At 70.6% G+C, this 26,105-nt stretch carries 21 protein-coding genes; 10 read left to right on the top strand and 11 right to left on the bottom strand.

Features of this window, described 5'->3' with window-relative positions:
• Positions 1–45: 45 nt before the first annotated feature.
• Together QSK18_RS14230 and QSK18_RS14225 are read left to right on the top strand one after the other, a co-directional pair.
• Positions 46–1,170: a substrate-binding domain-containing protein gene (locus QSK18_RS14230; RefSeq protein ID WP_232812487.1), complete on the top strand. Its 1,125-nt coding sequence runs from the start codon at positions 46–48 to the stop codon at positions 1,168–1,170.
• Between the two features lie 222 nt (positions 1,171–1,392).
• Positions 1,393–2,568 (top strand): glycoside hydrolase family 26 protein, encoded by a 1,176-nt coding sequence (locus QSK18_RS14225; RefSeq protein ID WP_285619484.1) that lies wholly within the window; start codon positions 1,393–1,395, stop codon positions 2,566–2,568.
• Here the strand turns inward: QSK18_RS14225 and QSK18_RS14220 are convergent, their stop codons facing one another.
• From QSK18_RS14220 to QSK18_RS14210, 3 genes are all read right to left on the bottom strand, one after another.
• Positions 2,569–3,258 (bottom strand): TVP38/TMEM64 family protein, encoded by a 690-nt coding sequence (locus QSK18_RS14220; RefSeq protein WP_232812485.1) that lies wholly within the window; start codon positions 3,256–3,258, stop codon positions 2,569–2,571. It abuts the gene before it with no gap.
• Between the two features lie 24 nt (positions 3,259–3,282).
• Positions 3,283–4,539, bottom strand: a complete 1,257-nt coding sequence (locus QSK18_RS14215; protein ID WP_232812484.1) for an Nramp family divalent metal transporter — start codon at positions 4,537–4,539, stop codon at positions 3,283–3,285.
• Positions 4,540–4,613: 74 nt separating this feature from the next.
• Complete coding sequence (locus QSK18_RS14210; protein WP_232812483.1) at positions 4,614–5,570, bottom strand: ferritin-like domain-containing protein; 957 nt, start codon at positions 5,568–5,570, stop codon at positions 4,614–4,616.
• A 362-nt stretch (positions 5,571–5,932) separates the two neighbouring features.
• Here QSK18_RS14210 and QSK18_RS14205 point away from each other — a divergent pair, with 362 nt between their 5' ends.
• The 4 genes from QSK18_RS14205 (at position 5,933) to QSK18_RS14190 (ending at position 12,956) form a co-directional block, all read left to right on the top strand.
• On the top strand, positions 5,933–9,013 hold the full coding sequence (locus QSK18_RS14205) for an ATP-binding protein (RefSeq protein ID WP_285619475.1): 3,081 nt from the start codon (positions 5,933–5,935) through the stop codon (positions 9,011–9,013).
• 188 nt (positions 9,014–9,201) lie between these two features.
• Positions 9,202–10,407: a glycosyl hydrolase gene (locus QSK18_RS14200; protein WP_285619474.1), complete on the top strand. Its 1,206-nt coding sequence runs from the start codon at positions 9,202–9,204 to the stop codon at positions 10,405–10,407.
• A 31-nt stretch (positions 10,408–10,438) separates the two neighbouring features.
• Entirely contained in the window at positions 10,439–11,551 is a 1,113-nt protein-coding gene (locus QSK18_RS14195; protein ID WP_285619472.1) for a T6SS phospholipase effector Tle1-like catalytic domain-containing protein, read from the top strand.
• A 4-nt stretch (positions 11,552–11,555) separates the two neighbouring features.
• The gene (locus tag QSK18_RS14190) at positions 11,556–12,956 is read left to right on the top strand and encodes an ATP-binding protein (protein ID WP_285619470.1); all 1,401 of its coding nucleotides are present in this window, start codon (positions 11,556–11,558) and stop codon (positions 12,954–12,956) included.
• Here the strand turns inward: QSK18_RS14190 and QSK18_RS14185 are convergent.
• The 5 genes from QSK18_RS14185 to QSK18_RS14165 all read right to left on the bottom strand — a co-directional run bounded on the left by QSK18_RS14185 (position 12,953) and on the right by QSK18_RS14165 (position 19,333).
• Positions 12,953–15,265, bottom strand: coding sequence for a putative bifunctional diguanylate cyclase/phosphodiesterase (locus QSK18_RS14185; RefSeq protein WP_285619468.1), 2,313 nt, complete (start codon positions 15,263–15,265; stop codon positions 12,953–12,955). The two genes, QSK18_RS14190 and QSK18_RS14185, sit on opposite strands and share 4 nt — an antisense overlap.
• Before the next feature lie 165 nt (positions 15,266–15,430).
• Positions 15,431–16,720, bottom strand: coding sequence for a glycosyltransferase family 2 protein (locus QSK18_RS14180; RefSeq protein ID WP_285619467.1), 1,290 nt, complete (start codon positions 16,718–16,720; stop codon positions 15,431–15,433).
• Complete coding sequence (locus QSK18_RS14175) at positions 16,717–17,733, bottom strand: glycosyltransferase family protein (RefSeq protein ID WP_285619465.1); 1,017 nt, start codon at positions 17,731–17,733, stop codon at positions 16,717–16,719. The genes QSK18_RS14180 and QSK18_RS14175 overlap by 4 nt, the downstream gene beginning before the upstream one ends.
• Positions 17,730–18,824, bottom strand: coding sequence for a glycosyltransferase family protein (locus QSK18_RS14170; protein WP_285619462.1), 1,095 nt, complete (start codon positions 18,822–18,824; stop codon positions 17,730–17,732). The genes QSK18_RS14175 and QSK18_RS14170 overlap by 4 nt, the downstream gene beginning before the upstream one ends.
• Positions 18,821–19,333, bottom strand: a complete 513-nt coding sequence (locus QSK18_RS14165; protein WP_232812474.1) for a class I SAM-dependent methyltransferase — start codon at positions 19,331–19,333, stop codon at positions 18,821–18,823. The genes QSK18_RS14170 and QSK18_RS14165 overlap by 4 nt, the downstream gene beginning before the upstream one ends.
• A 158-nt stretch (positions 19,334–19,491) precedes the next feature.
• On the opposite strand from QSK18_RS14165, the gene QSK18_RS14160 reads away from it, so the two are divergent.
• On the top strand, positions 19,492–20,310 hold the full coding sequence (locus QSK18_RS14160) for a hypothetical protein (protein ID WP_285619460.1): 819 nt from the start codon (positions 19,492–19,494) through the stop codon (positions 20,308–20,310).
• On the opposite strand, the gene QSK18_RS14155 is transcribed toward QSK18_RS14160, so the two are convergent.
• On the bottom strand, positions 20,291–21,904 hold the full coding sequence (locus QSK18_RS14155) for a ricin-type beta-trefoil lectin domain protein (RefSeq protein WP_285619459.1): 1,614 nt from the start codon (positions 21,902–21,904) through the stop codon (positions 20,291–20,293). The genes QSK18_RS14160 and QSK18_RS14155 overlap by 20 nt on opposite strands.
• A gap of 264 nt (positions 21,905–22,168) precedes the next feature.
• On the opposite strand from QSK18_RS14155, the gene QSK18_RS14150 reads away from it, so the two are divergent.
• A complete protein-coding gene (locus QSK18_RS14150) occupies positions 22,169–22,981 on the top strand; it encodes a hypothetical protein (RefSeq protein WP_232812471.1) in 813 nt (270 codons plus the stop codon).
• Between the two features lie 50 nt (positions 22,982–23,031).
• Positions 23,032–23,367, top strand: coding sequence for a tetratricopeptide repeat protein (locus QSK18_RS14145; RefSeq protein WP_232812470.1), 336 nt, complete (start codon positions 23,032–23,034; stop codon positions 23,365–23,367).
• Between the two features lie 80 nt (positions 23,368–23,447).
• Here the strand turns inward: QSK18_RS14145 and QSK18_RS14140 are convergent, their stop codons facing one another.
• A complete protein-coding gene (locus tag QSK18_RS14140) occupies positions 23,448–23,849 on the bottom strand; it encodes a RidA family protein (RefSeq protein ID WP_232812469.1) in 402 nt (133 codons plus the stop codon).
• A gap of 91 nt (positions 23,850–23,940) precedes the next feature.
• Here QSK18_RS14140 and QSK18_RS14135 point away from each other — a divergent pair, with 91 nt between their 5' ends.
• Positions 23,941–24,897: a helix-turn-helix transcriptional regulator gene (locus tag QSK18_RS14135; protein WP_285619455.1), complete on the top strand. Its 957-nt coding sequence runs from the start codon at positions 23,941–23,943 to the stop codon at positions 24,895–24,897.
• Here QSK18_RS14135 and QSK18_RS14130 read toward each other — a convergent pair.
• Entirely contained in the window at positions 24,888–26,015 is a 1,128-nt protein-coding gene (locus QSK18_RS14130; protein WP_285619452.1) for a glycosyltransferase, read from the bottom strand. The two genes, QSK18_RS14135 and QSK18_RS14130, sit on opposite strands and share 10 nt — an antisense overlap.
• Positions 26,016–26,105 lie beyond the last annotated feature (90 nt).

Raw genomic sequence — 26,105 nt, 5'->3', positions numbered from 1 at the left:
CACCGAACGATGCTGTTCACCAACCCAATGGAGGGCCGATCCAGCATGCGTAATCTCCTCACCAAGGGCGTCGTCCTCGGCGCCGCAGCACTTCTGGTCCTGACCGCGTGCGGTTCCGAGCGCGACGACGAGGGCGACTCCGGCTCCGGCGGTGGCGGCAGCACGGGCGAGGCCGAGGCGGGCTTCGCCGCCGACTCGCTGGTCGGCGTGGCGCTGCCGGCCAAGACCTCGGAGAACTGGGTGCTGGCCGGCGACCTGTTCACGAACGGCCTGAAGGAGGCCGGTTTCCAGGCCGACGTGCAGTACGCCGGGGCCTCCACCACCGTGGCCGACCAGCAGCAGCAGATCAACGCGATGGTCACCAAGGGCGCCAAGGTGATCGTCATCGGGGCCACCGACGCCAAGCAGCTGTCCACCCAGGTGGCCCAGGCCAAGCAGTCCGGGGCCACGGTGATCGCCTACGACCGGCTGATCGCCAACACCCCCGACCTGGACTACTACGTCGCCTTCGACAACTTCAAGGTGGGCGAGCTGCAGGGCCAGGCGCTGCTGGACGGGATGAAGGCCAAGAAGCCGAACGGCCCGTACACGATCGAGCTGTTCTCCGGTTCGCCGGACGACAACAACTCCAAGGTGTTCTTCGACGGCGCGATGAGCATCCTGCAGCCGGCCATCGAGTCCGGTGACGTGGTGGTGGGCTCGAAGCAGACCGACATCAAGCAGACCGCCACCCAGGGCTGGGAGGCCGAGAACGCCCAGTCGCGGATGGACTCGCTGCTGAACTCGGCCTACACCGGGGACAAGGAGCTGGACGGGGTGCTGTCGCCGAACGACAACCTGGCCCGCGCCATCCTCACCTCGGTCGAGGGGGCCGGCAAGCCGGTGCCGGTGGTGACCGGTCAGGACTCCGAGGTGGAGTCGGTGAAGTCGATCATGGCCGGTAAGCAGTACTCCACGATCAACAAGGACACCCGCAAGCTGGTGGCCCAGACCATCACCATGGTCAAGTCGCTGCAGGCCGGCGACGAGCCCGAGGTCAACGACACCGAGTCCTACGACAACGGCGTCAAGGTCATCCCGTCGTACCTGCTCGACCCGGTGATCGTGACCAAGGAGAACGCGGCCGAGGCCTACGCCGACGACCCGACGCTCGGCCCGCTCACCAAGTAGTCCCCCGAGAACGCAGCAGCAGGATCCGTGGCCGCCGGTCACGGGTCCTGCTGTCGTTTTGCCGGATACCCCCCAGATGCCTGTCCCCCGTACGGGTGGAGCGGTCACCGGTGCAGGTGAGTTGATCACAACGTTCTCCGAATGGGTCATCGAGGGCAGAAACCGCTGCCCTCGGCGGCTTTTGCCGTATCCGCCGGATCGGACGGACCCACAGGAGAGCCCATGAGACGCATTCATCCGGTCAGTGCCGCGCTCGCCGCCGCCCTGGCGATCACCGCCGGGGTGGCAGCCGGTGGCGCCTACGCGGAGGATGCCGAGAACGGCGGCGCGGTGGCCAGTCCCACGCAGCAGCAGGCCCTGGACGCGAACCAGACGGTGCGCAACTACATCCTGGCCCACCCGGACACCCCGATCCCGACCGAGACACCGACCGCCGGTCCGACCGAGGAACCCACCGCAACGCCCACTGTGACCCCCACCGTGACTCCCACCGTGACTCCCACTGCGGAACCGGGCGGCCCGTCACGGTACGCCTCCGGAATGCCCTGGAGCGACGGCGGTTTCTTCGAGCACTCCAGCACCCGGGCCACGCGGTTCGCCGCCTGGCGGGGCGCCCCGGTCGACAACGTCGCCGCCTACACCACCCGCACCAACTGGCGGGCCCAGCTGCAGGACTGGTGGGCCGCCACGGTGCCGGCCGGCTTCCGGGCCGAGCGTGACGACTTCATCCTGTCGGTGCCGCTGTGGACCGACGACCGCAACGCCGGCAGCGACCAGAACTGGAAGGACCTGGGCACGAAGATCGCCGCCGTCGACCCGGACGCCCTGGTGCGCCTGGGCTGGGAGATGAACTGCTGCTTCTCGCACGCCACCGACGCCGGGGACTGGCGCGGGCAGTTCTCCCGGGCGGTCGACCTGCTGCGCTCGGCCGCCCCGGGCCTGCAGATCGTGTTCAACCCCAACGAGGGCGGGGCCCAGAACGGCACCGTCGCCGCGGTCGAGAGCCTCTACGTGGACGGCAAGGTCGACGTGATCGCGCTCGACGCCTACGACTGGTGGTCGCCGTACACCAGCCAGGCCAGCATCGACCGGCACTTCACCCAGAAGTACGGCTGGGACTACTGGTACGACTTCGCCCGCGCCAAGGGGGTGCCGTTCGCCGTGGGTGAGTTCAGCGTCTACTCCGGGTCCCGGGCCTCCGGCGGCGACAACCCGCGGTTCTTCGAGGTGGTCTACGACTGGCTGCAGCGGCGCGAGAATGCAGATCCGGGCTCGATCCGGTTCGTCTCGCTGTTCAACGACAGCGCGCGCTACTGCGGGTGCGCCATCTCGGACACCCAGAACCCCCGGGCGGCAGCCAGTTACAAGGCCATGATTGCCAAGATCCGCCGTTCCTAGCTAGACGTCACCCCGACGGGCCGGCTCAGCCGGCCCGTCGTCGGGCGCGTTCCGGCGCCTTCGGCGCACCAGGACGCCGCCGACCACCACCGCGACCAGACTCACGGCGATCCCCACCCCGCTCGCCACCAGCGCCAGGCCCGAGTTCCCGGACACCGCCGCGTCCCCGAGCGCCGTGTAGGCGAACGCCCTGGGCGCCGTGCCGATCAGCGTGCCCAGCGCGATCTGGTGAGCCCGTAACCCGATCAGGCCGAACGCGTACGACAGCGGGGTGTCCGGGATCCCGGGGATCAGCCGCTGCAGGACCACTGCGAGCGTGCCGTGCTCCCGGGCCAGGTCGGTCAGGGCCAGCACCCGTTCGTTGCTGAGCTCGGCCACCGCCGGGGCCCCCGCCCGGCGGGCGATGAGCAGGGCCAGCACCGCCGTGACCACCGAGGTGACCAGGCCGGAGGTGAACCCCAGGGCGGTGCCGAACAACGCGCCGGACGCGGCCGACAGCAGCGGGCCGGGCACGAAGACCAGCGACAGCAGGGCACTGACCGCCATGAACACCGGCAGCGCGAAGACCCCGAACCGGTCCACCCCGGCCCTGAGCCCGTCGGCCGAGACCGGCAGGAAGAACGTGGTGAGCAGGCCCAGGGTGACCAGCACGGCCACGAAACCGGCCAGACGAAGACCTGCGCGCTGCATCCCTGGATGCTTGCACACGCCTCATCAGGTGAACTGCAGGACCACGACCACCGCGTTCATCCCGGTCAGCACCAGCGTGATCAGCACCATCAGGGCGTTCAGCCGCGGTGTGTTGGCGTGCTCGCCCATCACCGCCCGGCTGCCGGTCAGCGCGGTCAGCGCGATCAGGGCCGGGGGGATGCCGAAGCTGAGCACCACCTGGCTCAGGACGAGCACCTGGGTGGGGTCGACCCCGGAGCAGAGCACCACCACCGCCGGGACCATGGTGACGGCCCGGCGCAGCACCAGGCTCAGGCGGCGGCGCAGGAAGCCGTCCATGATCACCTGCCCGGCCGCGGTCCCCACCCCGGCCGAGGAGACCCCGGAGGCCAGGAGCGCCACGGCGAAGGCGAGCGCCGCACCGCCGCCCACCGTCTCGGCCAGGCCGGAGTGCACCCCCTCGAGGGTGAGGTCACCGGCGTGGCCGTGGAACAGTTCGGCCGAGACCGCCAGCATGGTGAGGTTGACCAGCCCGGCCAGGCTCATCGCCACGACGATGTCGACCCGGCCCAGGCGCAGCACCCGGACCCGCTCGTCCACGTCGCGCACGTCGATCCGGCCGCCGGTCAGCCCGGAGTGCAGGTAGATGGCGTGCGGCATGACCGTGGCGCCGATGATGCCGACGGCCAGGAGCAGGGTGTCGTCGCCGCTCAGCGAGGGCTGCAGGCCGTGGACCAGGGCGGCCGGTTCCGGCGGGATCCGCAGGGCCAGGTAGGCGAAGCCGGCCCCGATCAGGATCAGCGCGGCGGTGACGGCGACCTCGAACGGACGGTGCCCGCGCCGCTGCAGCGACAGCACAGCGAACGCGGCGAGCGCGGTGACCAGGGCGGCCATCGGGAAGGGCATGTCGAACAGCAGCTTGAGCCCGACCGCGGCCCCGATGAACTCGGCCAGGTCGGTGGCCATCGCCACGACCTCGGCCTGCCCCCACATCAGGCGGGCCATCGGGCGGGGCAGGCGCTCGCGGCACAGCTGCGGCAGGCTCCGGCCGGTGACCACCCCCAGCTTGGCCGACAGGAACTGGATCGGCATGGCCACCAGGTTGGCCATCACCACGATCCACACCAGCTGGTAGCCGGTGCTGGCCCCGGCCTGGAAGTTGGTGGCGAAATTGCCCGGGTCCACGTAGGCGATCGCGGCCACGAAGGCCGGCCCGAGCACCGTGACCAGGCCGACCGGCCGGGCCGGGGCCTTCGGCGGGGCCGGGGCGAAACCGGGCCCGGGCCCGGGATTTACCTGCACGCGTTGCTTCTCCTGCCGCTGCGGAACGGGTGGCCCGGGGCGCCCGTCACGGCGGGCACCCCGGGCACGGACCTTCAGGCGCTGGTGTTCACCGCACCATGGACCCCGTTGGGGAAGAAGCCGCCCTTCTTCACCGACCCCGGGTTGAGGTAGACGATGTTCAGCACCTGGCCCGGGGAACGACTGAAGGCGATGCCACTCATCGCGGCCGGCACGATGTTCGCGTCGCCCTTCCAGCGCACCCCCTGGTCCTTGTCCTTGCCACCGTCGAGGGTGTCGCGGGCCTTGGAGATCTTCGCCGCCGCGTCGAACATGCCCTTCTCGTACAGGGCGGTGCGGATCGTGGCGGCGTGGTAGGCCTCCACCGCCAGGATGCCCGCGGCCGCCTCCAAGTAGGTCTTGTTGTCGATCAGCGGAGCCGCGCCCTTGTAGGCGGTCACCCCGACGTCCTCGAACAAGTAGGCGCCCAGGAGGAAGTTGTCCTCGCTGGCGAACGGGTCGAACGACTGCTTGGCCCCGATCAGACCGGCCGCCCGGGCGGCAGCGGTGAAGCTGTTGCGGATGTCGATCCGCGGCCGCGACACAGCCGCGCTGCCCAGGGCCGAGCGCAGGAACTTCACGTGGGCCAGTTCGTCCCCGGCGATCTCGGCGGCGTACTGGTGGATGCGCTTGCTGCGGAACGGCACCTTCTTGCCGCCGATCACCCCTCCCCGGCGCTCCTTGCCGCTGGTGAGCTTGTCGGCCAGGCCGTGCCCGTGCACGGCGAACGAGTAGTACTCCGCCTCCAGGTACTCCAGGTTGAGGGCGAAGTTCAGGACGGCCCCGTCACTGGGAGCGGCCGCCGCCTCGACCTCGTCGGTGGCCGGGACACTGGCCTGGGCCGGCCCGGCCCCCAGGACGCTCCCGCCCACGACGCCGGCCCCCACCGCGCCCAGGCCGGCCGCTCCGGCCGCCCGCAGGAATCGGCGCCGATCCGTCTGGTTCTCCGAACTGCGGTCGATCATGTCGACCACGAGTCGCTTACCGAACATGCACTGCCCCCTGTTGGTTGGCGGCGTCGGCCGGGGCCCCGACTAAGGGCCCGAACCGGGACAGATGCCGATGACCGGCGCCGCGACGAGCGCCGGTAGAATGCGAAGAAACGGGAGAAGTACTGCCTCATCGCTCTTTTCGCGACCAACGCCGGTACCGGAGCGTACGGGAGAACCCCGGGGAGCGGGAGCAGGTCGGTACTCAGGCATTCGGGCAGATTCACCGTGGCCCGGACCGGGGACACCTCGCCTCGGGCGGCCAGGGCCGTACGGGTGAGGCCGGGACCGGGGCCCGGGACGCGAAGCACCCGGCAGGCATCAGGACCGCCCGGTAACCAGCCGATGACCGGGTGGTGAGGTCGGTGAAGGCAGCCCTGCGGGTCGGTGGCCCCGCCGCCGTACTGCTGCTGATCGTCCTGGTCGTCGGCATGTCGGTGACGGGGGCCCTGGTGCGCACGGTGTGGGGCTGGCAGCAGGAGGCCACCGCGAGCGAGGTCGACCAGCGCACCCAGATCACCCGGTGGGCGGTGTCCACCCAGGCCCAGCGCTACGTGTCCACCGCCGAGCAGGTGGCCGCGGCGGTCGGGGCCCGGCCCGACGTGACGGTGCGGGAGCTCGACCGGATCATCGCGCCCCTGTTCGGGCAGGGACTGGCCGGCGCGTCCGGAGTGACCCTGGTGGTCGCCGCCACCGACGCCCAGGTTGCGCAGGTCCAGCAGGACTGGCGCGAGCGCGGGGCGACCGGCCTGACCCTCGATCCGGCCGCAAACGCCGAGGATCCGGGCGGGCACGCGTTCGGGGTGGCCCACATCGCCCTGGACGGGCATCCCGGTGTGCTGGGCCTGGACGCCCTGCAGGACCTGACCCTCGGCACGGCCCTCCGGCAGGCCCGCGACACCCGGAGCACCACCATCTCCGACGCCTACGTGCTACTCAAGGACCGGGCCCTGCCCGAGCCCCGGCAGCAGCTGTCGCTGAGCATCGTGGCCCCGGTGCCGAACCCGGACCAGGCCGGGCCGGACCAGTGGGTGCTGCTCGGCATGCGGGTGCAGGACCTGGTGGACCAGGTGGTGCCCTCGGCCGCGCAGGGCCAGGTGAACGTGACGCTCACCGGTTCCGGCGCCGAGGGCCGGAGCACCCGGCTGGCCTCGATCCACACCGGCGAGAGCTGGCCCGAGGGCCCGGTCAGCGAGGCCCTGCTCACCGTGGGCCAGCAGCGCTGGACGATGCAGGCCCAGGGCACCCGGGCCACCGGAGAGAGCCGCTACAGCCCTCTGGCCACGTCGGTGGCGGTGTCCGGCTCGGTGATCACCGTGCTGCTGATGCTGCTCGTGTACCGGCAGTTCCGGGCCCGCCACAAGGCCGAGAGCGACTCGCAGCGGGACGCCCTGATGCTGTCGGCGGTGCTGGACAGCATCGCCGACGGGGTCGGCGTGGTCGACCGCCAGGGCCGGTTCCTGCTGCACAACCGGGCGGCCCGGGACCTGCTGGGGGTGAGCGGCGACAGCAACGATCCCCAGCAGTGGCAGAAGCACTACGGCATCTACCGGCCGGACGGGGTCACGCCCTTCCCCACCGAGGAACTACCCCTGGTGCGGGCCCTCGCCGGGGAGCGGACCGACCTGGTGGACATGCTGATCCGCAACTCTGGTCATCCGGAGGGCGTCCTGATCAGCGTCTCCGGCCGGCCCCTGACCGGCGCCTCCGGGGTCGAGGGCGGCGGCGCCGTGGCCGTCTTCCACGACGTCACCGAGCGCCGGCGGCTGGAGGCCGAGGTGCGCGCCGAGCACGATCGCTACGAACGGCTGCTGGGCCTGCTCAGCGACCTGGGCGAGGGCGTCCTGGTGACCAACGGCTACGGCATCGTCTACGCCAACCCGGCCTACGCCCGGCTGGTCGGCTACGAGGTCGAGGAGCTGATGGCCCTGCCCTCGAGCGCCCTGGCCGCGGACGAGGAGGCCCTGGCGGTCTTCGCCGACCTGCGCGAGCGGGTCACGTCCGAGGGGTCGGTGAGCACCGCGGTGACCCGGTTGCGGCACAAGGACGGGCACGTCGTGCCGGTCGAGACGGCCGGCCTGCAGGTGTCCGACGAGGCCGCCGGGTCCGGTGCCTCGCAGCGCGTCTACGTGGTGCGTGACCTCACCGAACGGCGCCGCTGGGAGATCGACCTGGCCGAGCGGGCCGAGCAGCTGCAGGAGGCCAACCGCCGGCTGCAGGAGGCGCAGCAGGCCGCCGAGGCCGCCTCGCGGGCCAAGTCCGAGTTCCTGCAGTCGATGAGTCACGAGATCCGGACCCCGCTCAACGGCGTCCTGGGTTTCACCGCCCTGCTGGCCCAGTCCCCCGACGCGCCGGAGGCGGCGCAGTGGGCCCGTTGGGCCGACACCTCCGGGCGGGTGCTGCTCGACCTGGTCAACAACGGCCTGGACCTGGCCAAGATCGAGGCCGGTCAGGTGGACCTCGAACAGGTCGAGTTCGACCTGGCCGAACTGGCCGGGGAGGCCCTGCTGCCGAGCCGGCTGAAGGCCCGGGAGGCCGGGCTGCGGCTGGACCTCGAGGTGGCGGCCGACCTGTCTGCACGGCGGCTGGGCGACCCGACCCGGGTGCGTCAGGTGATGACCAACCTGGTGGCCAACGCCACCAAGTTCACTCCCTCCGGCTCGGTCACCCTGGCCCTCGACCAGGTCGGTCCCGACGTGCGCCTGCGGGTCACCGACACCGGCATCGGCATGACCGCCGAGCAGCAGGAACGTCTGTTCCAGCCGTTCCAGCAGGCCAGTTCCGACACCACCCGCCGCTTCGGCGGCACCGGGCTGGGCCTGTTCATCACCCGGGGCCTGGTCGACTCCATGCAGGGCAGCATCTCGGTGACCTCCCGGCCGGGGGTGGGCAGCACGTTCACCGTCCTCCTGCCGCTGCCCGCCGCGGCCGGGCCGCCGGCAGCCGTGCGCCAGATCCCCCGGCAGCTCGAACCCAGCCCGATCCCGACGCTGGCGGCCGGCGAACCAGGCCCCGGTCGTCCTCAGGTGGTCAGCCCTTCCCCGCCGCCCCGCAACAACCTCGGACTGCGCGTTCTGGTGGCCGAGGACAACCCCACCAACCAGCTCGTGGCCCGGGCGATGCTGCAGGCCCGCGGCCTTTCGGTGGACATCGTGGAGGACGGCGAGCAGGCCGTCGCCGCCGCGGCCGGAGGCGGCTACGACGCCGTCTTCATGGACTGCCAGATGCCCGGGGTGGACGGCTTCGAGGCCACCCGGCGCATCCGCGCGGCCGAGACCGGCGGCCGGATCCCGATCGTCGCGATGACCGCCAACGCCTTCGACGACGACCGGCGGGCCTGCCTGGACGCCGGCATGGACGACTTCCTGCCCAAGCCCTGGAAGGCCGCCCAGCTGACCGAGGTGCTCGAACGACTGACCCGGCAGACCACCTCTCAGGCGAACTGACGACGTCCGTGGGCACTTTCGTGGCCCGGGTCACCGCCCAAAGGTTGCCCGGCAATCAGTAAATTTTCCGTAACGCTTGCGTCCTGACGCACTTCCGGGGCGAGAAAATCGCGGTCTGGCGAAACTTGTTCCCAGAACGCGCTCGTTCGACCCGCACCGAACGGTGATCGCCTGACAAGGTGGACGCCGTGATTTACGACGATCGGCCGACGAAGCAGGACCTCCGCCCGGCCGAGGAGTGGCGGCCGCCGCGCCGCTCGCTGGGTTCGCGACTGCGCGGGATGGGCACCTGGTGCTCCCGTCACCGCACCCCGATCACAGCTCTCACTCTGATCACAGCTATGGCCGCGGTGGTCACCGTGAGTTCCGTGCGTAACGCCCGCACCACGAGTTCCCCGACGGAATCCCTGACCCAGCAGACCCGTCCCGCGGTCGTGTCCACCCCCGAGATGGAGGCGGCGCAGAAGAAGGACCCCGTCCGGATGGGCGTCTTCGCCGGCACCAAGCTCGGCGACGTGCGCGCCTTCGAGAAGTGGGCGAAGCACGAGATCAGCTACGTCACCGACTTCGGCCCCCGCCAGACCTGGGACGACATCGCCCACCCGGAGGCCCTGCTGGCCGAGTGGAAGGGCAGCGGCTACACCCTGGTCTACGCCGTCCCGATGCTGCCCGAGACGCTGAACCCGGACAACAGCATGAAGCGCAAGAACCGGCTGATGCGCCAGGGCGGGAAGGGCGAGTACAACGATCACTTCGTGACCCTGGCCGAGAACCTCGTGCAGGCCGGCCAGAAGAAGGCGATCCTGCGGGTGGGCTGGGAGTTCAACCTGCGCTCGTGGGCCTGGGGCACCGACGACGAGAAGCTCTACATCGACTTCTACCGCGAGATCGTCGATGCGATGCGCTCGGTGCCCGGTCAGGACTTCGAGTTCGACTGGAACCCGAACAACGGTTTCAACCCCAACCCCGGCGAGAAGTACTACCCCGGTGACAAATACGTGGACTACGTCGGGGTCGACGTGTACGACCTGCACGCCGGGGTCTACCCCTACCCGAAGAAGTGCGACGAGGCCTGCCGGAACGAGCGCCAGACCCGGGCCTGGACCGAGGCGATCTACGGCGGCCCCCGCGGCCTGGCGTTCTGGACCGACTTCGCGGCCCAGCACGACAAGCCGGTCGCACTGCCCGAGTGGGGCCTGTGGGACCGGTTCGACAAGACCGGCGGCGGTGACAACCCGCTGTTCATCCACTTCATGCACGACTACATCAGCCGGCCGCAGAACAACGTCGCCTACGCCAACTACTTCAACCTGAACTCCTTCCAGGGCGAACACAGCCTGACCAAGTCCTTCCGGAAGTCGGGCAAGGAGTTCCGCGAACTGTTCGCGCAGTAGGCTGGTCGCCTTCTCGCCCAAGGAGGTCGCGGTGAAGCGCCTGGCCCTGTTCTTCGACGGCACCTGGAACCGTCCCTCGGCCCGGACGAACGTGTCCCGCATGCACGCCGCCCTGGCCGGCTCCGGCCCCGACGGGGTGGAACAGCGCAGCGTCTACGTCCAGGGGGTGGGCACCCGCTGGGGCGAGTGGCTGCGCGGCGGCGTCCTGGGCTTCGGCACCGCCGGCAACATCCGCCAGGGCTACGAGTGGCTGGTGCAGAACTACGACGACGGCGACGAGATCTTCCTGTTCGGCTTCAGCCGGGGCGCGTTCACCGCCCGCTCGCTGGCCGGGATGATCGCCCGCTGCGGCCTGACCGACCGCCGGGCCCCGATCTCCGCCGAAGAGGTCTACCGGCGTTACCAGCAGGGCCCGAAGGGACACGCCCCCGGCGCCCGGGCGGTCGACATCCACTTCCTGGGCGTGTGGGACACGGTGGGTGCGCTCGGCGTGCCCTGGGGCCGCATCCGGGGCCTGAGCCGCAGCACCATCCGCTTCCACAACACCAACCCCAGCGTGCGCTACCGCAACATGTTCCACGCCCTGGCGATCGACGAGAACCGCCAGGCCTACGCCCCCACCCTGTGGACCGCCTTCAGCCCGAAAGACGTTCCGCTGCAGCTTCTCCGCGAGGACCAGACGCTGGAGCAGCGCTGGTTCACCGGGGCCCACTCCGACGTGGGCGGCAACCGCGACGACCCCAGCCTGGCCCGGATCCCGCTGGCCTGGCTGTGGGCCCGGGCCCAGGAGTGCGGTCTGCACCTGGAGGGCTCCGCCCCGCTGGAGGCGGGCGACCATCTGCTGCCGGTCGAGGACAGCTTCGGCTCGTTCCTGCTCGGCTTCTACCGGATCACCCGCCTGGGCCGCCCGTTCCACCGGCCCATCGGCCGCCTGCCCCAGGCCACCCGCAAACGGCCCGGCTGGTCGCACTCGCTGAACGAGACCATCGACGGCTCGGTGTTCGACCGCTGGCGTGACGATCCGGACTACCGGCCGGCCAACCTGGTGGCCTGGGCCGCCCGGCAGGGAGTCGACCCGGCCACCGTGCAGGGGGCCACCCCGGCCATCGCCACAGGAGAGCTTCCCCAAGCCGGGTTATCGTGACGGAATGGACAGCTTCGAGGCCGCCGGCGGTCGCTTCGACCTGGGCGCCGCCGACCTGGTGATCGCCCGGGTCCTCGGCACCCCGACGGCGCTGCCGGTGCTCACCGGTTCCGGCGACGACCTGCCCCGCCTGGCCCTGGTGCTGCGCTCCCAGGGCGAGCAGGTCCACGTCGAGGGCCGGGTCACCGTCCGTCAGCCCGGCTTCGACGGTCCGCTGCACCAGTTCATGGTCGGCACCGAATACGTGGCACCGGTTTTCGAGGCGCTGGGCCGGCTGTTCGAGAACGAGAGCCGGGGCGAGAAGCTCAGTGCCGACGGGGTCGAGGCGACGGCCGTCACCGGGCGCCCGATGCTCGACGGCCGGGTCACCGACCGGCTCCTGACCACCCTCCCCCGAGGTGAGCTGGACGCCCGCCGGCTCGAGGCCGTCCTTCGTCTGCTCGTGGTTCTGGGGTCCCGCCGGCTGGCCACCGCCGAGGCGGGCACCTACCTGCGTGGGCGCAGCTTCCGCCTCGACCCGAAGGCGGCCGCGGCCAGCCCCGGCCCGAGCTGGCCGAGCTTCTCGCGCAACTCCCCGGCCACCCGCACCCCGCTCGACAACGACGTCCGCCTGGCCGACCTGGGCGGGCTCGAAGACGTGGTGAGCCAGCTGCGCGACGTGGCCGACTCCTTCCGTCATCCCGAGGTGATGGCCCGCTGGGGCGCCCGGCGGCCACAGGGCATCCTGATGTGGGGCCCGCCCGGTACCGGCAAGACCACCCTGGCCCGGGCCCTGGCCAACGAGATCGGCGGCACCCTGAAGGAGGTCCGCAGCAACGACATCCTCGACCGCTGGATGGGCGCCTCGGAGCGCAACATCGCCCAGGTATTCGCCGAGGCCCGCGGCTACACCGAGCCCACCGTGCTGCTGTTCGACGAGTTCGACAGCATCGTCAGCTACGCCGGCCGGCCGCAGGGTTCGGCCGACCAGGCGATCAACTCGGTGGCGGGCATCTTCAAGCAGGAGATGAACGACCTGATCGAGGCCAACCCGAACGTCATCGTGGTGGCCACCACCAACTTCCCCGACCGGGTGGACGAGTCCCTGATCCGCTCGGGCCGTTTCGACGTCAAGCTCGCGGTCCCGCTGCCCGGCGACGCGGCTCGCGCCGACATCCTGGCCAAGCTGCTGAAAGCGCTCGAAGGCAAGCACAGCACCGACGCCTTCCGCCTGTTCGCCGACGACGTCTCGGTGACCGAACTGGCCCACCTGTCGGCCGGCCTGTCCGGGGCCGACCTGGCCGAGGTGCTGCGCCGGGCGCAGCTGGAGAAGGCGATGACCGAGGCCCGCGGCGGTCAGGCCGGGCCGATCACCCAGGCCGACCTCGAGCTGGCGATCATGAAGCTGGACGGCGCCCGCACCTAGGTCCTGACCACCTCGTCGTCGGTGAAGCCGCGCGCCGTCTCCTGATTCAGCACCCAGGCGTACAGCTGCACCGCCGGCAGCGGCGGGCTGTACACGTAGCCCTGCACCTCGTCGCAGCCGAGATCGCGCAGCAGGCCCAGGGTCCCGGACTGCTCGGCCCCCTCCGCCACGATCCGCAGGCCCAGCTGGTGGGCCAGGTCCACGGTGCCGGAGACGATCGCCCGCACCCGCGCATCGCTCTGGATCCGCGACACGAAGGCCCGGTCGATCTTCAGCTCGGTGGCCGGCAGGTCGCTCAGGTAGGCCAGCGACGAGTAACCGGTGCCGTAGTCGTCGATGCTCAGGCCGAACCCGGCCTGAACGATCAGCGCGCAGATCCGCAGCGAGTGCTCCGGGTCCTTCATCAGGCTGGTCTCGGTGACCTCGAAGGTGATCACCCCGGGCTCCACCCCGGCCTGCACGATCTGATCGAGCATCAGCGGGAACACCGGGTCGGTCAGGCAGCTGGGCGACAGGTTCACCGACACCCGCAGCGGCTTCAGCCCGGTGCGCTCCCAGACCGCCGCATCGCGCAGCGCGCTCCAGACCACGAACTGGGTGAGCTCGCGCATCCGGCCGTTGCGCTCGACCAGCTCGAGGAACTGTCCCGGGGCCAGCAGGCCGCGCTCGGGGTGCTGCCAGCGCACCAGCGCCTCCACCCCGGCCACCTGTCCGGTGTGCATCGAGACCTGCGGCTGGTAGTAGACCTCGAAGGGCAGCCCGTGGTCGCCCTCGAAGGCGTCGAGCAGGTCGTGGGTGAGCTGGTTCTGGTCGCGGCGCAGCCGGTCCAGGTCCTGGTCGTAGACGCTGACCTGGGCCCGGGTGGTCTTCGCCACGTACATCGCGGCGTCCGCCCGCCGCAGCAGCTCCTCGCCGTCGATCAGCCGGTCCGTCCCGAAGGTCGCCTCCCGGCTGGCCACCCCGATGCTCAGCCCCACCGGAACGGCCACCGACCGGCGCTCGCCCGCCTCGGCCAGCCGCCAGGCCACCGCCACCGCGTCGGCCGTGACGGTGCCCGGCAGCAGCACGGCGAACTCGTCGCCGCCCAGCCGCGCGGTCAGGCCACCGGCCGGGGTGCCCTGCCGCAGCAGTTCGGCCGTGGCGACCAGCACCTGGTCACCGGTGGCGTGCCCGAGGCCGTCGTTGATGTCCTTGAAGTCGTTCAGGTCGATGACCAGCAACGAGGCCTGTCGCCCGGCGCGGGTGCGCTCGGCCAGTTCCCGGGTGAACGCGCGGCGGTTGGCCAGGCCGGTGAGTTCGTCGGTGAGGGCCTCCTGGCGGCGCACGGCCAGGTTGGTCAGGTCCCGCACCAGGTGCACGCTCCGGGCCCCGGCGCCGAGGATGGCCAGACCGGCCAGGACCACGGCGGCCCCGGTCAGCCCGGGATCCAGCCGGCTGCTGAGCAGGAGCACCGCCAGCGCGGCGAGCAGCACGGTCAGCGCCCCCTGGTTGACCTCGGTGGCGGAGGCCGGCTGGGGCGTGGCCACCCGCGGGGGCGCCAGCGCGTTCAGCGCCATCACCGAGATCGGCAGCACCCAGGCGACGGTGAACACGTTCTCCCCGGCGACCGACTGCGACCAGGCCAGCGACTCGGGCAGGAGCCCGGTGCACGGAGAGACCGCGGTGCCGACCACGGCCAGCAGCAGCACCGCCACCCCCCGCCAGGTCCGCCAGTCTCTGGCCACCGATCCGCTCTGCACGAAGAACGCCCCCGTGCCGACCAGCACGACGCCGGCTCCCAGGCACAGCAGGTGCAGCTGGACCGAGAGCCACGACGACGGCCCGGCCGGGTTCTCCAGCCAGTCGCCGTGCAGCCCGATCAGCGCCAGGTTGCCCAGCGCGGCCACGGTCAGGGTGGCGCTCAGGCCGTTCAGCACGTCACCCGGATCGGCGATGGCCGTACGGCTGCGGTTCCACAGGATCAGTCCCTGGTACGTCAGCAGACACGAGACCAGCACACCGGCCGGGAACAGGTAGGGGGCGGCGGCCGAGGTACCGATCACCACCCGCACCAGCAGATCGGCCACTGCCCCGGTCGAGAGCGCGAAACCCGCCCAGGCGAACCAGGTCCACACCCGCTGGTCTCCGCTGTGCCCGCGGGCCGACCGTTGCACCAGCACTGCGGTGGCCGCGGTGACTATCGCGACCCGGGCGCTGGAAACCGCTGTCGCTCCGGGGAACAGAACGATCCCGATGAGAGCGGACAGGCTCACAGCCGCCGGCCCAAGGACGCGTGCCCGCGCCGAGAGCGCGTCCCTCACCTGGGCCATGGGTCTACTTTCCTTCGCAGCAACCCCGCGGTTCCGGGCCAATACGGCAGTCGGCCGCCAGTGGCCGCCCATGAACAGACCGTGGCCGCCTACGCCACGCGGACGAGCCCGTCACCCGTTCGCCCGACATCGGCTACGGGAGCGTAAGCACAAGCGCGGAGGTCTTTACGCCGTTCGGGTCCGGACCTGGGAGGCCAACTCCACGCGACCGAAGAGGTCGTCGAGCAGATCCCGGCCCGGAAAGCTGTTCTGCCAGCGTTCGGCGCGCCGCCGCGCGCGAGTGGCCGTGATCGTGAGCCGCGGTTCGTCCAGCCGCACCTCACCGGCGCCCGAGTGCCGTAGCCAGGTAAGGGCGTCTTCAATTGAGGCAGTGAGCTGTTCCGGATCTTCGGGCATTCCGTGCAGGGTGGCCTGGAAGCGGGCCCGGCTCTGCTCCTGCGGGCCGAATTGCGCGTTCTGCTGCACGGCAATGTTCAGGGGCGCGGCGCGCAAGTGGTCCAAGACGTCCTGAACTGCCTGATTGTGGACGTCGGTGAGCCCCGTCCAGGTCAGGAGCAGGTTGGCGGGGTGGTCGGGTCGGGCGCAGACCTCCGACTCCGGGATACGGCGCAGCAGAGCCTCTTTTTCGTCCTGCTTCATCGCCTGCCGGCTCTCGGGGGTGGAACGGCCCGCCCAGTCCGGCCCGTCGTGCCAGGCCACCGCCCTGGGCTCGTGCGCCAGCACGGCACCCGCATTCCAGGCGCGGTGCGCGAACTCCCAGTCCTCACCGCCGTACTGCTGGAACGACTCGTCGAACCCGCCCAGCTCGCGGAAAAGCGCGGTGCTGCAGGCCATGACCGCACTGATGATGTACTTGTAGCCGTTCTCGCCGGCATCCAGCAGATCACGCGTGTCCCGGTACTCCCGGCTGAGCCACTCGGGCGCGGTGAGGATCTCGGGTGCCGGGCCCTTGCCGCTGAACCAGTCCCGCACTCCCTCGGCATTCCAGCCGGCCAGGTCGGCGTGTTCCCGCCGCCCGACCACGAGGGCGTCCGGCAGCTGTCCCGGAAGCCTCGAAATGGCGCTCAGATAGCTCGGTTCAGGGATGGTGTCCTGATCGAGGAAGCACAGCACCTGCCCCTCGGCCGAGGCCGCAGCCAGATTGCGGGCCGCGGCCGCGCGGAAACCCTTGTTCTCCTGATGGAACGCGCGCACCCGCAAGCCGGACGTGTCGAACCGGCCCAGATCGAGAGGATCCGGAGAGCCGTCGTCGGCCACCAGCACCTCGAAGCGCCTCGACGGAAAGTCCTGGCCCCGCAGGCCCTCCAGCAGCAGAGCCAGCTGCTCGGCGCCCTGGTAGTAGGGCACCACCACACTCACCTCGAGCGGCTGCGCGGCCGGGTGCTCGGCCAGGTCCCAGCGATTTCCGGGAACCACGAGCTCACCGCGGGGAGCTACCAGGGCATGGTCGATCAAGAGCTCACTCCTGCGGGTGCGAACACGTTCAGATACGCTTCGGCCACGGCACTTTCGTGTCGCTCAGGCGGCGGGGGCTGCAACAGCCAGGACTTCGAGGCGTCGGCCAGAACCTCGCGGGCCGCCTCGGCGAACTCACCGGGGCGGTAGAGGGTGAGCAGGCCCGGGCACTCCTCGGCCAGCTCACGGGTGTACGGGCCTTCCGCCACCAGCGGGCGACGGCCGGCAGCGATCCAGGTGTTGAGCGAACCGGAGGCAGAGATGTTGGTGGCGGGAACCACTGGCACCGCCGACAGCCGCAGCCGGGTCTGCAGTTCCGCTTCGGGCAGGAACCCCGTTACCGCGAACGAACGACCGGAACGGGCTGCGGCATCCGTCAGCTCCGACCCGAGGTCAGCGTGGTTGTCGGCCAGGCGGCCGATCGCGGTGAGCGCGATTCCCTCTGGCAGATCACGCATCTCACCCAGCACGGCCGCGTGCCCCTTGCCCGGGTAGATGAACCCGAAGACCGCCACCTCCGGCCGTGGCCGCGGCCTGTCGGCCGGTTCGACCACCGGGTCGGCCGCCATCGGCAGGGGGATGACCTGGGCGCTGGTCACCTCGGGGGCCAGCTGGTTCAGCAGCCGTAGCTCGTGCCGGCTGCTCACGCAGACCACGTCCGCGGCCCGGGCCACCTCGCGGTACCCGGCTGAACGACGCTGGTAGCGGCCGGGTTCGTCGGCCGGATCGGGCAGGTCGTGCAGGGTCACCCCGACCGGTCCGGGCAGGGCCGAGCGCAGGCGTACGAACGCGGCCGCCGCCGTGGTGGTGTGTGGGCCGAACAGGGCCTCGGTGTACTGCAGGTGCACCGGGGCCTCGACCTCGCGGATGCGGGCCAGCACCGAAGCGTCGAGAGCGTCCGGACCCGGCAGGTGGATGCGGTGGCCGCCGGTCTGCCGGGCCAGCCAGTCCGCGAAGATCACCACGCCGTGGTCCGGCGGCCCCACCACCAGATGGACGGCTGGTTTCGTCATCCGGCCGCGCCGACGGTCTGGCGCAGCGCCACGGCCCGCACCGGCAGCGTCTTACGGCGGTGGGCCCGCCGGTACACGTCGGCGTGCTGCGCCTGCACCTGCTGGAGCTGTGCGGCCCGGAAGCCCGGGGTCGCGGGCTGGACCGGGCCAGCCTCCAGCGACCGGCGAACGGCCCGGGTCAGCGATGCGGCGCTGAGCCCGGTGACCTCGTCGTGCTGGTAGGTGAGCACCTCGTCCCACTGGTCGGCGTAGTAGCCGCAGGAGGGCGCCACGATCCGGGTGCCGGTGTCCCGGCAGGCCTCGAGCCAGCCCGAGTGGGTGCCGAACCGGTTGGGCAGGACGTACGTGTGCAGGCCCTTCAGGTAGCCGGCCAGGTCGGCATCGCTGAAGCGCTCGTGGACCACCAGGTCGAGCAACCCCTGCTCGGCCAGGCTGCGGGTCAGCTGCAGCTCCGGACGGTTCCGCACCCCCGGGTGCAGGTCGATCCGCAGCCGCGCCCCCGCCGCCTGCGCGCCGCTGAGCGCGGCCCGCACCACCTGGTCGGGCCCGACCACGTTGCGCCGCAGGTCTTTCAGGTGGATGCCGACGATCTTCTGCGGGCCGGGCGCCGGGCGCCGGCTCAGCAGGCTGCGGTCGAAGATGGCCGGATGCGGCACGACCTGGGCCCGCCGGCCCCAGCGCCGGCGGATCTCCGCCGCCGCGCCCGCGGTGAGGGTCAGGACCACGGCCGCGGCGGGCACCAGCAGGTCCAGATGGCGGTCGTGGGCCTCGGGGGTGTCCTGGTGCGGGTTGCGCAGATCGTGGACCGTGAGCACCAACGGGACCCGCAGGCGTCCCAAATGCATGATCCAGTGCCGCATCTCGTCCACGTCGAGGTGCTCGTAGCCGAAGTGCAGGTGCACCACGTCGAACTCGCCCCGGTGCTGCGAGAGCCACTGCGGGGTCAGGGCCGGGCTGGGCACCGCGCCGGGCGAACCCTCGAACCGGAAGGGACTGGGGCAGACCTGATGCACGTAGGGGTGGTCACCGGGGATCTGCAGCACCCGCGGCGAACTGCCGACGGGCCGGTCGAGGGCGGGGTCGCGCCTCACGAGGTGAGGCATTCGTAGACGCCGACCTCGGTCCCCGTCCACGAGCGCCCGATGCCGGGGAACGTCTCCAGGATGCGCTCGTGGTTCCAGTCCTCCACCACGTGCACCTCGTGCGGGTTGCCCTCGATCTCGCCCTGCGGGTAGTGCACCACCGGGATGGACAGGTACACCGCGCGGCGGGCCGCCTTGCGGGCCTTGTCCCACAGCGCCAGGGCATCCGGCTCGCTCATGTGCTCGGCCACGTCGCCCAGGATCACCACGTCGGCGGCCGGGAGGTCGGCCTCGCGGGCGTCGGCCACCACGATCTCGTCGTAGTAGTCACGCAGGCGGTAGGTGGTCACGTAGGGCTCGTAGATCTCGATCCCGGTGATCCGGTCGATCGGCAGATCCTTCAGGAGCTTGGCGTAGGTGCCCACGCCGGGGCCGATGTCGAGCACCGTCACCGCGCCCTCGGCAGTCAGGCCGGCGATCCGGTCGTGAATCCAGTCCTTACCCTCAGCTGAGCTCATCGGCATGGTGGGCAGCATCGCACCGGCCGGGGAAGCTCACATCACGAAACGGCCCCCAGCTCGGTACGCCGGTTCCGGAGGACCGACGAAAACCCCTCCCCCGCCCCATCCGGAACTTTAGGCTCAGGATGACCCCGAGCCCAGCGAACGGATTCGCCATGCCCACCGCCCGGCCCGCAGTCCGGCCCCGGCTGCGCCGAGGAGTTGCCGCGACCCTCACCGCCCTGGTGCTGGCCGCCTGCACCGGTTCGCCCGATCCGCAGCCGAGAGCCAGGCTCCGGTCCGGCGCCGCCGAGCCGTACGCCGGTCTGAAGCCGCGGGAGATCCTCGAGCTGGCCGAGCAGAACTTCACCGAGGCCCGCTCGGCCCAGGTGCAGATCAGCTTCGACGAGGGCGACGGGCCCCAGGAGTACGACCTGCGCGCGGGCCGCAACGGCCAGGGCCGGGGTGAGATGACCGATCCGGCGGGCGGGCTGCTCAAGATCAAGGTCGTCGACGGCATCGGGTACCTGCTGCCCAGCTCGTCGCTGCTGGACGAGCTGGCCGGGGACGACCAGGCGGTACGCCGCGAACTGCGGGGCCGTTGGCTGGAGGCTCCGCTGGACCACGACCCCGACTGGGGCGGCACGTTCGACGTGCTCGACCTCGGGTTCCTGCTCGACGACCTGATCGGCGTGACCAGCGACCAGCGCAACCTCCTCCAGGTCAAGGGCAAGATCTTCGACGGCCGGAAGACGATCGGGATCCGGCGCAAGAACCTGCGCGCCACCCTGTACGTGTCCGCCGACGGCTCGGGTGAACTGGTCGCCTCGGTGGATGCCGGAACCCGGGCCGTGTTCAGCCACTGGAACGAGAAGATCCAGGTCAAGGTCCCGGCCCTGACCTACCCGCTGGAGGCCACCGGCTCGCACGAAGAGGTGGTCCGGACGTCCGGACCACCTCTTGGCGCGAGCGTGTCTACTGGGTCAGCACCGTGATCCCGAAGTCCCGGTTGGCCGTCCGGAAGTCCTGGTAGAGCATCCGGGTCTGCGGGCCCCAGCCCTGCTGGGCGGTGTTGTTGCAGTCCCAGAGCTGCACCTTGGCCCCGTTGTTGTTGATCTGCCCGAGGTCGCCGTCCAGGCAGCGGCCGTTGTAGATCGACTGGATCGGCCCGGCCACCGAGCCGTTGAACTTCCACTTCTGCTGGTTGGTGCCGTTGCAGGTCCAGAGCTGGATCCGGGTGCCGTTGCCACCGATGGTGGCCAGGTCGGCGTCCAGGCAGAAGCCGTCGTTGGTGGCGCTGCGGATCGTGCCGTCGTTGCGGAACACGAAGTTCTGCTGCGTGGAGTTGTTGCAGTCCCACAGCTGGATCCGGGTGCCGTCGCGGTTCAGGTTGCCGGCGTCGGCGTCCAGGCACTTGCCGTTGTACGAGATCTTGATCGGGTAGAACGAGCTGCCGCCCGAGATCGTGCCTTTGGCAGTCACTTTGGCGCCATCCAGGGTGAATACCGGTCCGCCGCTGTCACCCGGACGGGAGCCGATGCCTCCGCGCGAGTGGGCCAGTACCAGGTCGGTGTACGTCTCCCCGGCGAAGCTGTAGCTGTACGAGAAGTCGTTGGAGTTCTGGATGTTGCACTGCGCGCCGCTGGTCATCCCCGACTGGCAGACCCATTCGTTGGGGAAGGCGTCGTTCCAGCCGCTCACCGCCTTGGTGAACTGGCCGCGGTCCTCGTACAGCTTCAGCCCGCCCCCGTCGAAGATCCGCCCCGACGAGCCGGCCCGGATCAGCATGATGTCGTGGGCCACGTGTTCGCTGTCTCCCGTGCCGACCGTGCGGGAACTGTTGCCGTTCAGGAAGGTCCCGCCCGGCCAGCCGCAGTGCCCGGCCGTGAGCAGGTACTGAACATTGTTGCGCTGCACCGCGAAACCGGTGGAACAGCCACCTCCACCGGGATTCGTGATCCGGCCCCCGCCGTAGTAGGGCGCATAGTCGTCGACCCGGCCGGTGGGCTGCGGCGCCGGGACCACCTCCACCTTCATCTGCACGGCCGAGTCGTCGAGCGCGCGGGCCCGGAACGTGGCGGCGCGAGCCGTTCCCAGGGGCGAGGACGTCTGGGCCACCAGGCCGCTGCCGTCGGCGGGCACCCGCACGCCGAACACCGGGCCGTCATGGGCGGCGATGTACTTGATCGCCTCCTTCTCGGCGGCCTTGAGCTCGGTGAACGAGTAACGGGCCGAACGGAGTTCGGCGGCCGCGGTGCTGGAAACGAGCTTACGGACGCTCGTGGGCACCTTTCCCTTCCAGTAGACACTCACGGTGTCACCGGTCAGTGAGATTCCGGTGTACCCGGCGTGACGGCCACCTTCGAGGGCGTCGCGTAACTGCTGGGCCGCCTTCACCAGCGGAGCCTGCTTCGCCATCCGGGCCTTCTGGGCGGCCGGGACGTACTGGAAGGGGCGACTCTCGGTCTGAGTCGGTTCACCCTCGGCCGACTTTCCTTGCGACGAGGCCGCACTGGCGGTGAACGGGGTGGCCACCAGGCACCCGACCACCACTGCGGGGATCCCCAAAGTACGCCAGTAACTCTTCATCTCAGCCCTCCGGGCGGGATTGTCGAGCCCCACAGGAAGGGTGAGGCGCCCCTGGAGAGGCGCCGGGTGATCGCCGGAATGCGTTTCATGATCGGCTTCATCCGTTCGGCGCAACCTGAGAATCGGCTGAGAATCAGCCGGGGAGAAATTGGGTAAACAGGCCTCACTCGCCTCAAGCGAAACTTAAGCTCGGCGGGCACGTGCGTAGTGCGGCGCCCCGGCCGATCCGGACAGGCGCGCTCAGTCCCAGCGAACGGATTCGCCTTGTCTGCCAGTGTCAGCCGGTCCCGCACCGCCCGCTCCATCACCGTCACCATCGCCTCGGCCCTGGCCGGCTCCCTGATCCTGGCCGGTTGCGGTGGCGGCGACGACGAGGCGCCGGCCTCGAAGGCCACCGCGGAGTCCAAGGCCTCGCAGCCGGCCGCCGAGGGTGAGGGTGACGACGCCGCGGCCGAACCGTACGCCGGGATGGAGCCGCAGGAGATCCTCGCCCTGGCCAACGAGAAGGCCAAGAAGGCCAAGACCGTGCAGGTCAAGCTGGCCTACGCCGACAAGGGCGGCAAGATCCGCTACAACATGAAGATCTCGCGGGCGGGGCGGGCCACCGGCAAGCTGACCGTGCCCAAGGAAGGCTCGATGAACCTCACCATCATCGGTGAGCAGGGCTACTTCCGTCCCGGCAAGGACATGCTCAAGGACATCGCGGCCGGCGACCAGGCGGTGATCGACCTGATGTCCGGGCGGTGGATGGAGTTCTCCCGCAAGGACAAGGACATGGCCGACATGTACGACGTGATGGACGTCGACTTCGTGGTCACCGACCTGGTCGACCTCTCGTACGAGGGTGACGACCTGGTCCGGGTGGAGGGCAAGAAGATCGCCGGCCGCGAGACCATCGGCCTGAAGACCGAGTCGGAGAAGGGCACCACCTACATCGCGGCCGACGGCTCCGGTGAGCTGGTCTCCTACCAGGACCCCGAGGCCAGCGGCATCTACACCAACTGGAACAAGAAGCTGAAGATCAAGGCCCCGGCCGACCCGATCTCCGCCGAGGACCTCGCCTCCGGCAACTTCTGACCCCGGAACGAGCCTGGAATGCGCAGGGCCCCGGGCTGGTTGAGCAGGCCGTGAGCGAGAACCTGACCATCGACGAGAGCACCCACGACCGCTACCGGCGCGCGCAGACCCTGATCGAACTGGGCCTGGTGATCGAGGCCGCGCAGGTCGCCGCCCCGCTCGAGAAGTACGAGTCGCTGCCGGAGTCGTACCTCGAGCTGCTGGCCCGGATCTACTTCAACTCCGCCCAGCTGAACAAGGCCGAGCGGGTCCTGCGCCGGCTGATCGAGCAGAACCCGGCCAACGGCTGGGCGCACCGGGTGCTGGCCCGCACCCTGTACCGGCGTAACGAGAAGGTGGAGTCGGCCCGCTTCCACCGGATCGCCGACGGCTTCGGAGTCGCCTGAGCCGCAGGAGTTCTCACCGAAGGGCGCTGCCGTCACCGGTGGCGCCCTTCGGCCTTTCTTCCCCGGACTCAGCCCACCCTTCAGCTCACCGCGGTGCCTTCCAGCTCGACCAGCTGCCCGGGGATCGCCAGCCGGGTGACCCCGAGCATGGTGGTGGCCGGGGCGACCGGGACGGCCGCCAACCGGCCGGCCAGCACCCCGTAGTGCTCGAACAGCAGGTCGACGTCGGTGGTGTAGACGTTGAGCCGGACCAGGTCGCCCAGGGCCAGGCCGGCCTCCCGCAGCACGGCCTCGAGGTTGTCCAGGCTGAGCCCCAGCTGGCCCGCCATGTCTCCCTCGTGCTCGGGCCGGCCCTCGCTGCTCATCGCGGTCTGCCCGGAGACGAACAGCGTGCGGGTGTGCCCCGACACCAGCTCTCCCTGGTTGAAACCCATGGCCAGCGACCAGGTCACCGGGTTGACCGCACTTCGCTGCACTGTCATGTCGTGCTCCATCCCCCTCGGAATCTCCACCGGCAGCACCATCCCAGCCAATACCTGACACCGACTGTCAGGTATTGGTTACGCTTTTCCCGTGCGGGCAGACCGGTTGGTGGCGCTGGTGTTGTTGTTGCGCACCCGGGGCCGGATGACCGCCCCCACGCTGGCCCGTGAGCTCGAGGTCTCCACCCGCACCGTGCTGCGCGACGTCGAGGCGTTGTCGGCGGCCGGCGTGCCGGTCTACGCCGAGCGCGGCCGCAACGGCGGGTTCGCCCTGCTGCCGGGCTTCGCCACCGAGCTCACCGGTCTGAACCGCGAAGAGGCCCTGGCCCTGGTGGTGGCCGGGTCCGGTCGCGGGGAGCAGGTGTTCGGCCTCGGCTCGGCGCTGGCCTCGGCCGTACGCAAGGTTCTGGACGCGCTGCCGGAGGAGCACCGGGTGATGGCTGGAGACGCGGCCCGCCGGCTCCTGGTCGATCCGGAGCACGACCTCCTGGCCCACGGGTTGGCGCCGGCCGAGCCGACGCCGATGGGTGAGGTGCGCCGGGCCGTGTTGGAAGGGCTACGGCTGCGCATCCGCTACGCCGCGACCGACCAGACGGCGCAGTGGCGCACGGTCGAGCCGGTCGGCCTGGTCACCGCCCGGGGCCGGGGCTATCTGCTGGCCACCCGTAACGGCCAGGAGCGCGCGTACCGGCTGTCCCGGGTGCTGGCCGCCGAGAGTCTGCCGGAGGCAGCGCAGCGCTCCACCGCCGTCGACCTGGAGCGGATGTGGCGTGAGCACTGCGCCCGGTTCCTTTCGGCCGACCAGCTCACCGCCTGGATCCGGGTGAACCCCACCCGCCGCGAGGAGCTGGCCGACAGCGCCCTGGCCGTGCGGGCCCTCGATCCCGACGAGGAGGGCTGGCTGCACTTGGAGGTCACCTTCCAGAACGCGCAGCACGCCGAATGGTCGCTGTGGCAACTGGGCAGTGACGCGGAGGCCCTGGCCCCCGAGTCGCTGCGGGCAACTCTGCACCGCCGGGCCGCACTGCTGGCCTCGCGCTACGCCTGACGCTCGAGCAGCAGGGCCAGGGCCGCGTCGGGCGTGTTCTGCGCCTTCACCGACGCGCTGATCCGCGCGGCCGCTGCAGCGAACGAAGGTTCGGCGAGAACGTCGTGCACGGCTGGGCCGACCTGCTGAGCCGACGAGACCACCCGGCCCGCCCCGGCCGCCTGCACCCGGGCGGAGTTCATCGGCTTGTCCAGACCGAAGGGCAGCAGCACCATCGGGATGCCCGCGCTCAGCGACGAGAGCACCGTGCCGGCCCCGGCCGCGCTGACCACCACGTCGATGCCGCTGTCGAGCAGATCGCGCATCGGCACGAACCCGGCCACACACACGCGGGACGGGTCCACCTCGAGATCGACGTCGGTGTGCGGGGCGAGGACCACGTTGACGTCCTGCTGCAACAACGACTCCAGCGCCGCCGCGAGCGCCTGCGGTTCCTCCACGATGGTGCCCAGGGTCAGCAGCACGGTGGGGCGGTCTTCCCGGCCCGGGAACGGCGGGCGCTGCCAGACCGGGCCCTCCCCCGCATGCGGTTCGGCCTGCACGGCAATGCGTTCCGCCGGGTACGCGTCGGTGGGCTCGAGCAGCACATCGGGCCAGGGATCGAAGTAGGCCACCGGCTGCGTGCGCACCACGCCTTCCTGTGCGAACCGCTCGACGGCAGCCTGCTCGATGTAGGTGGCCAGGGCTGGGCTCAGCGGCAGGCTGCCCCCGTGCAGCGCCCACGGCACCCCGATGGCGTCGGCCGCGAAAGGGCCAAGCTGGTCGGCCATGTCGGCGATCACCAGGTCGGGAACGAAGTCCTTGGCCGCGGCCAGCGCCTCGGCCGCGCCGAGATCCGTCCGGGCCCGGACGAAGAAGTCGATCGGGGCCTGGGCGGCCGCGGCATTGTCGTCCAGCGGCACGTCCCGGGCGTCTACCCCGGAGCGACGGAACACCTCGGCCAGCGTCTGCTCGATGCTCGGCCCGGCGGCCAGCACCGGGAACGAGGGCACCTGCTGCACCATCGAGGGATGGGTCAGGAAGGCCACCTCGTGACCGGCCCGTCCGGCCGCGCGGGCCAGCGGCAGCATGGGCAGCAGGTGCCCGAAGGCCGGGCAACTGCTGAAGAGGATGCGCACGTCGATCAACTCCCTGATCTCGGCCAGTTCAATAGAGTGGACTATATCGACAGTAGCGCACTCTCCTGACCGGTCGAGGCTACGATCACG

The sequence above is a fragment of the Kineosporia sp. NBRC 101677 genome (assembly GCF_030269265.1).
GTDB classification, from domain to species: domain Bacteria; phylum Actinomycetota; class Actinomycetes; order Actinomycetales; family Kineosporiaceae; genus Kineosporia; species Kineosporia rhizophila.
This window is presented reverse-complemented; position numbering and strand designations above follow the sequence as displayed.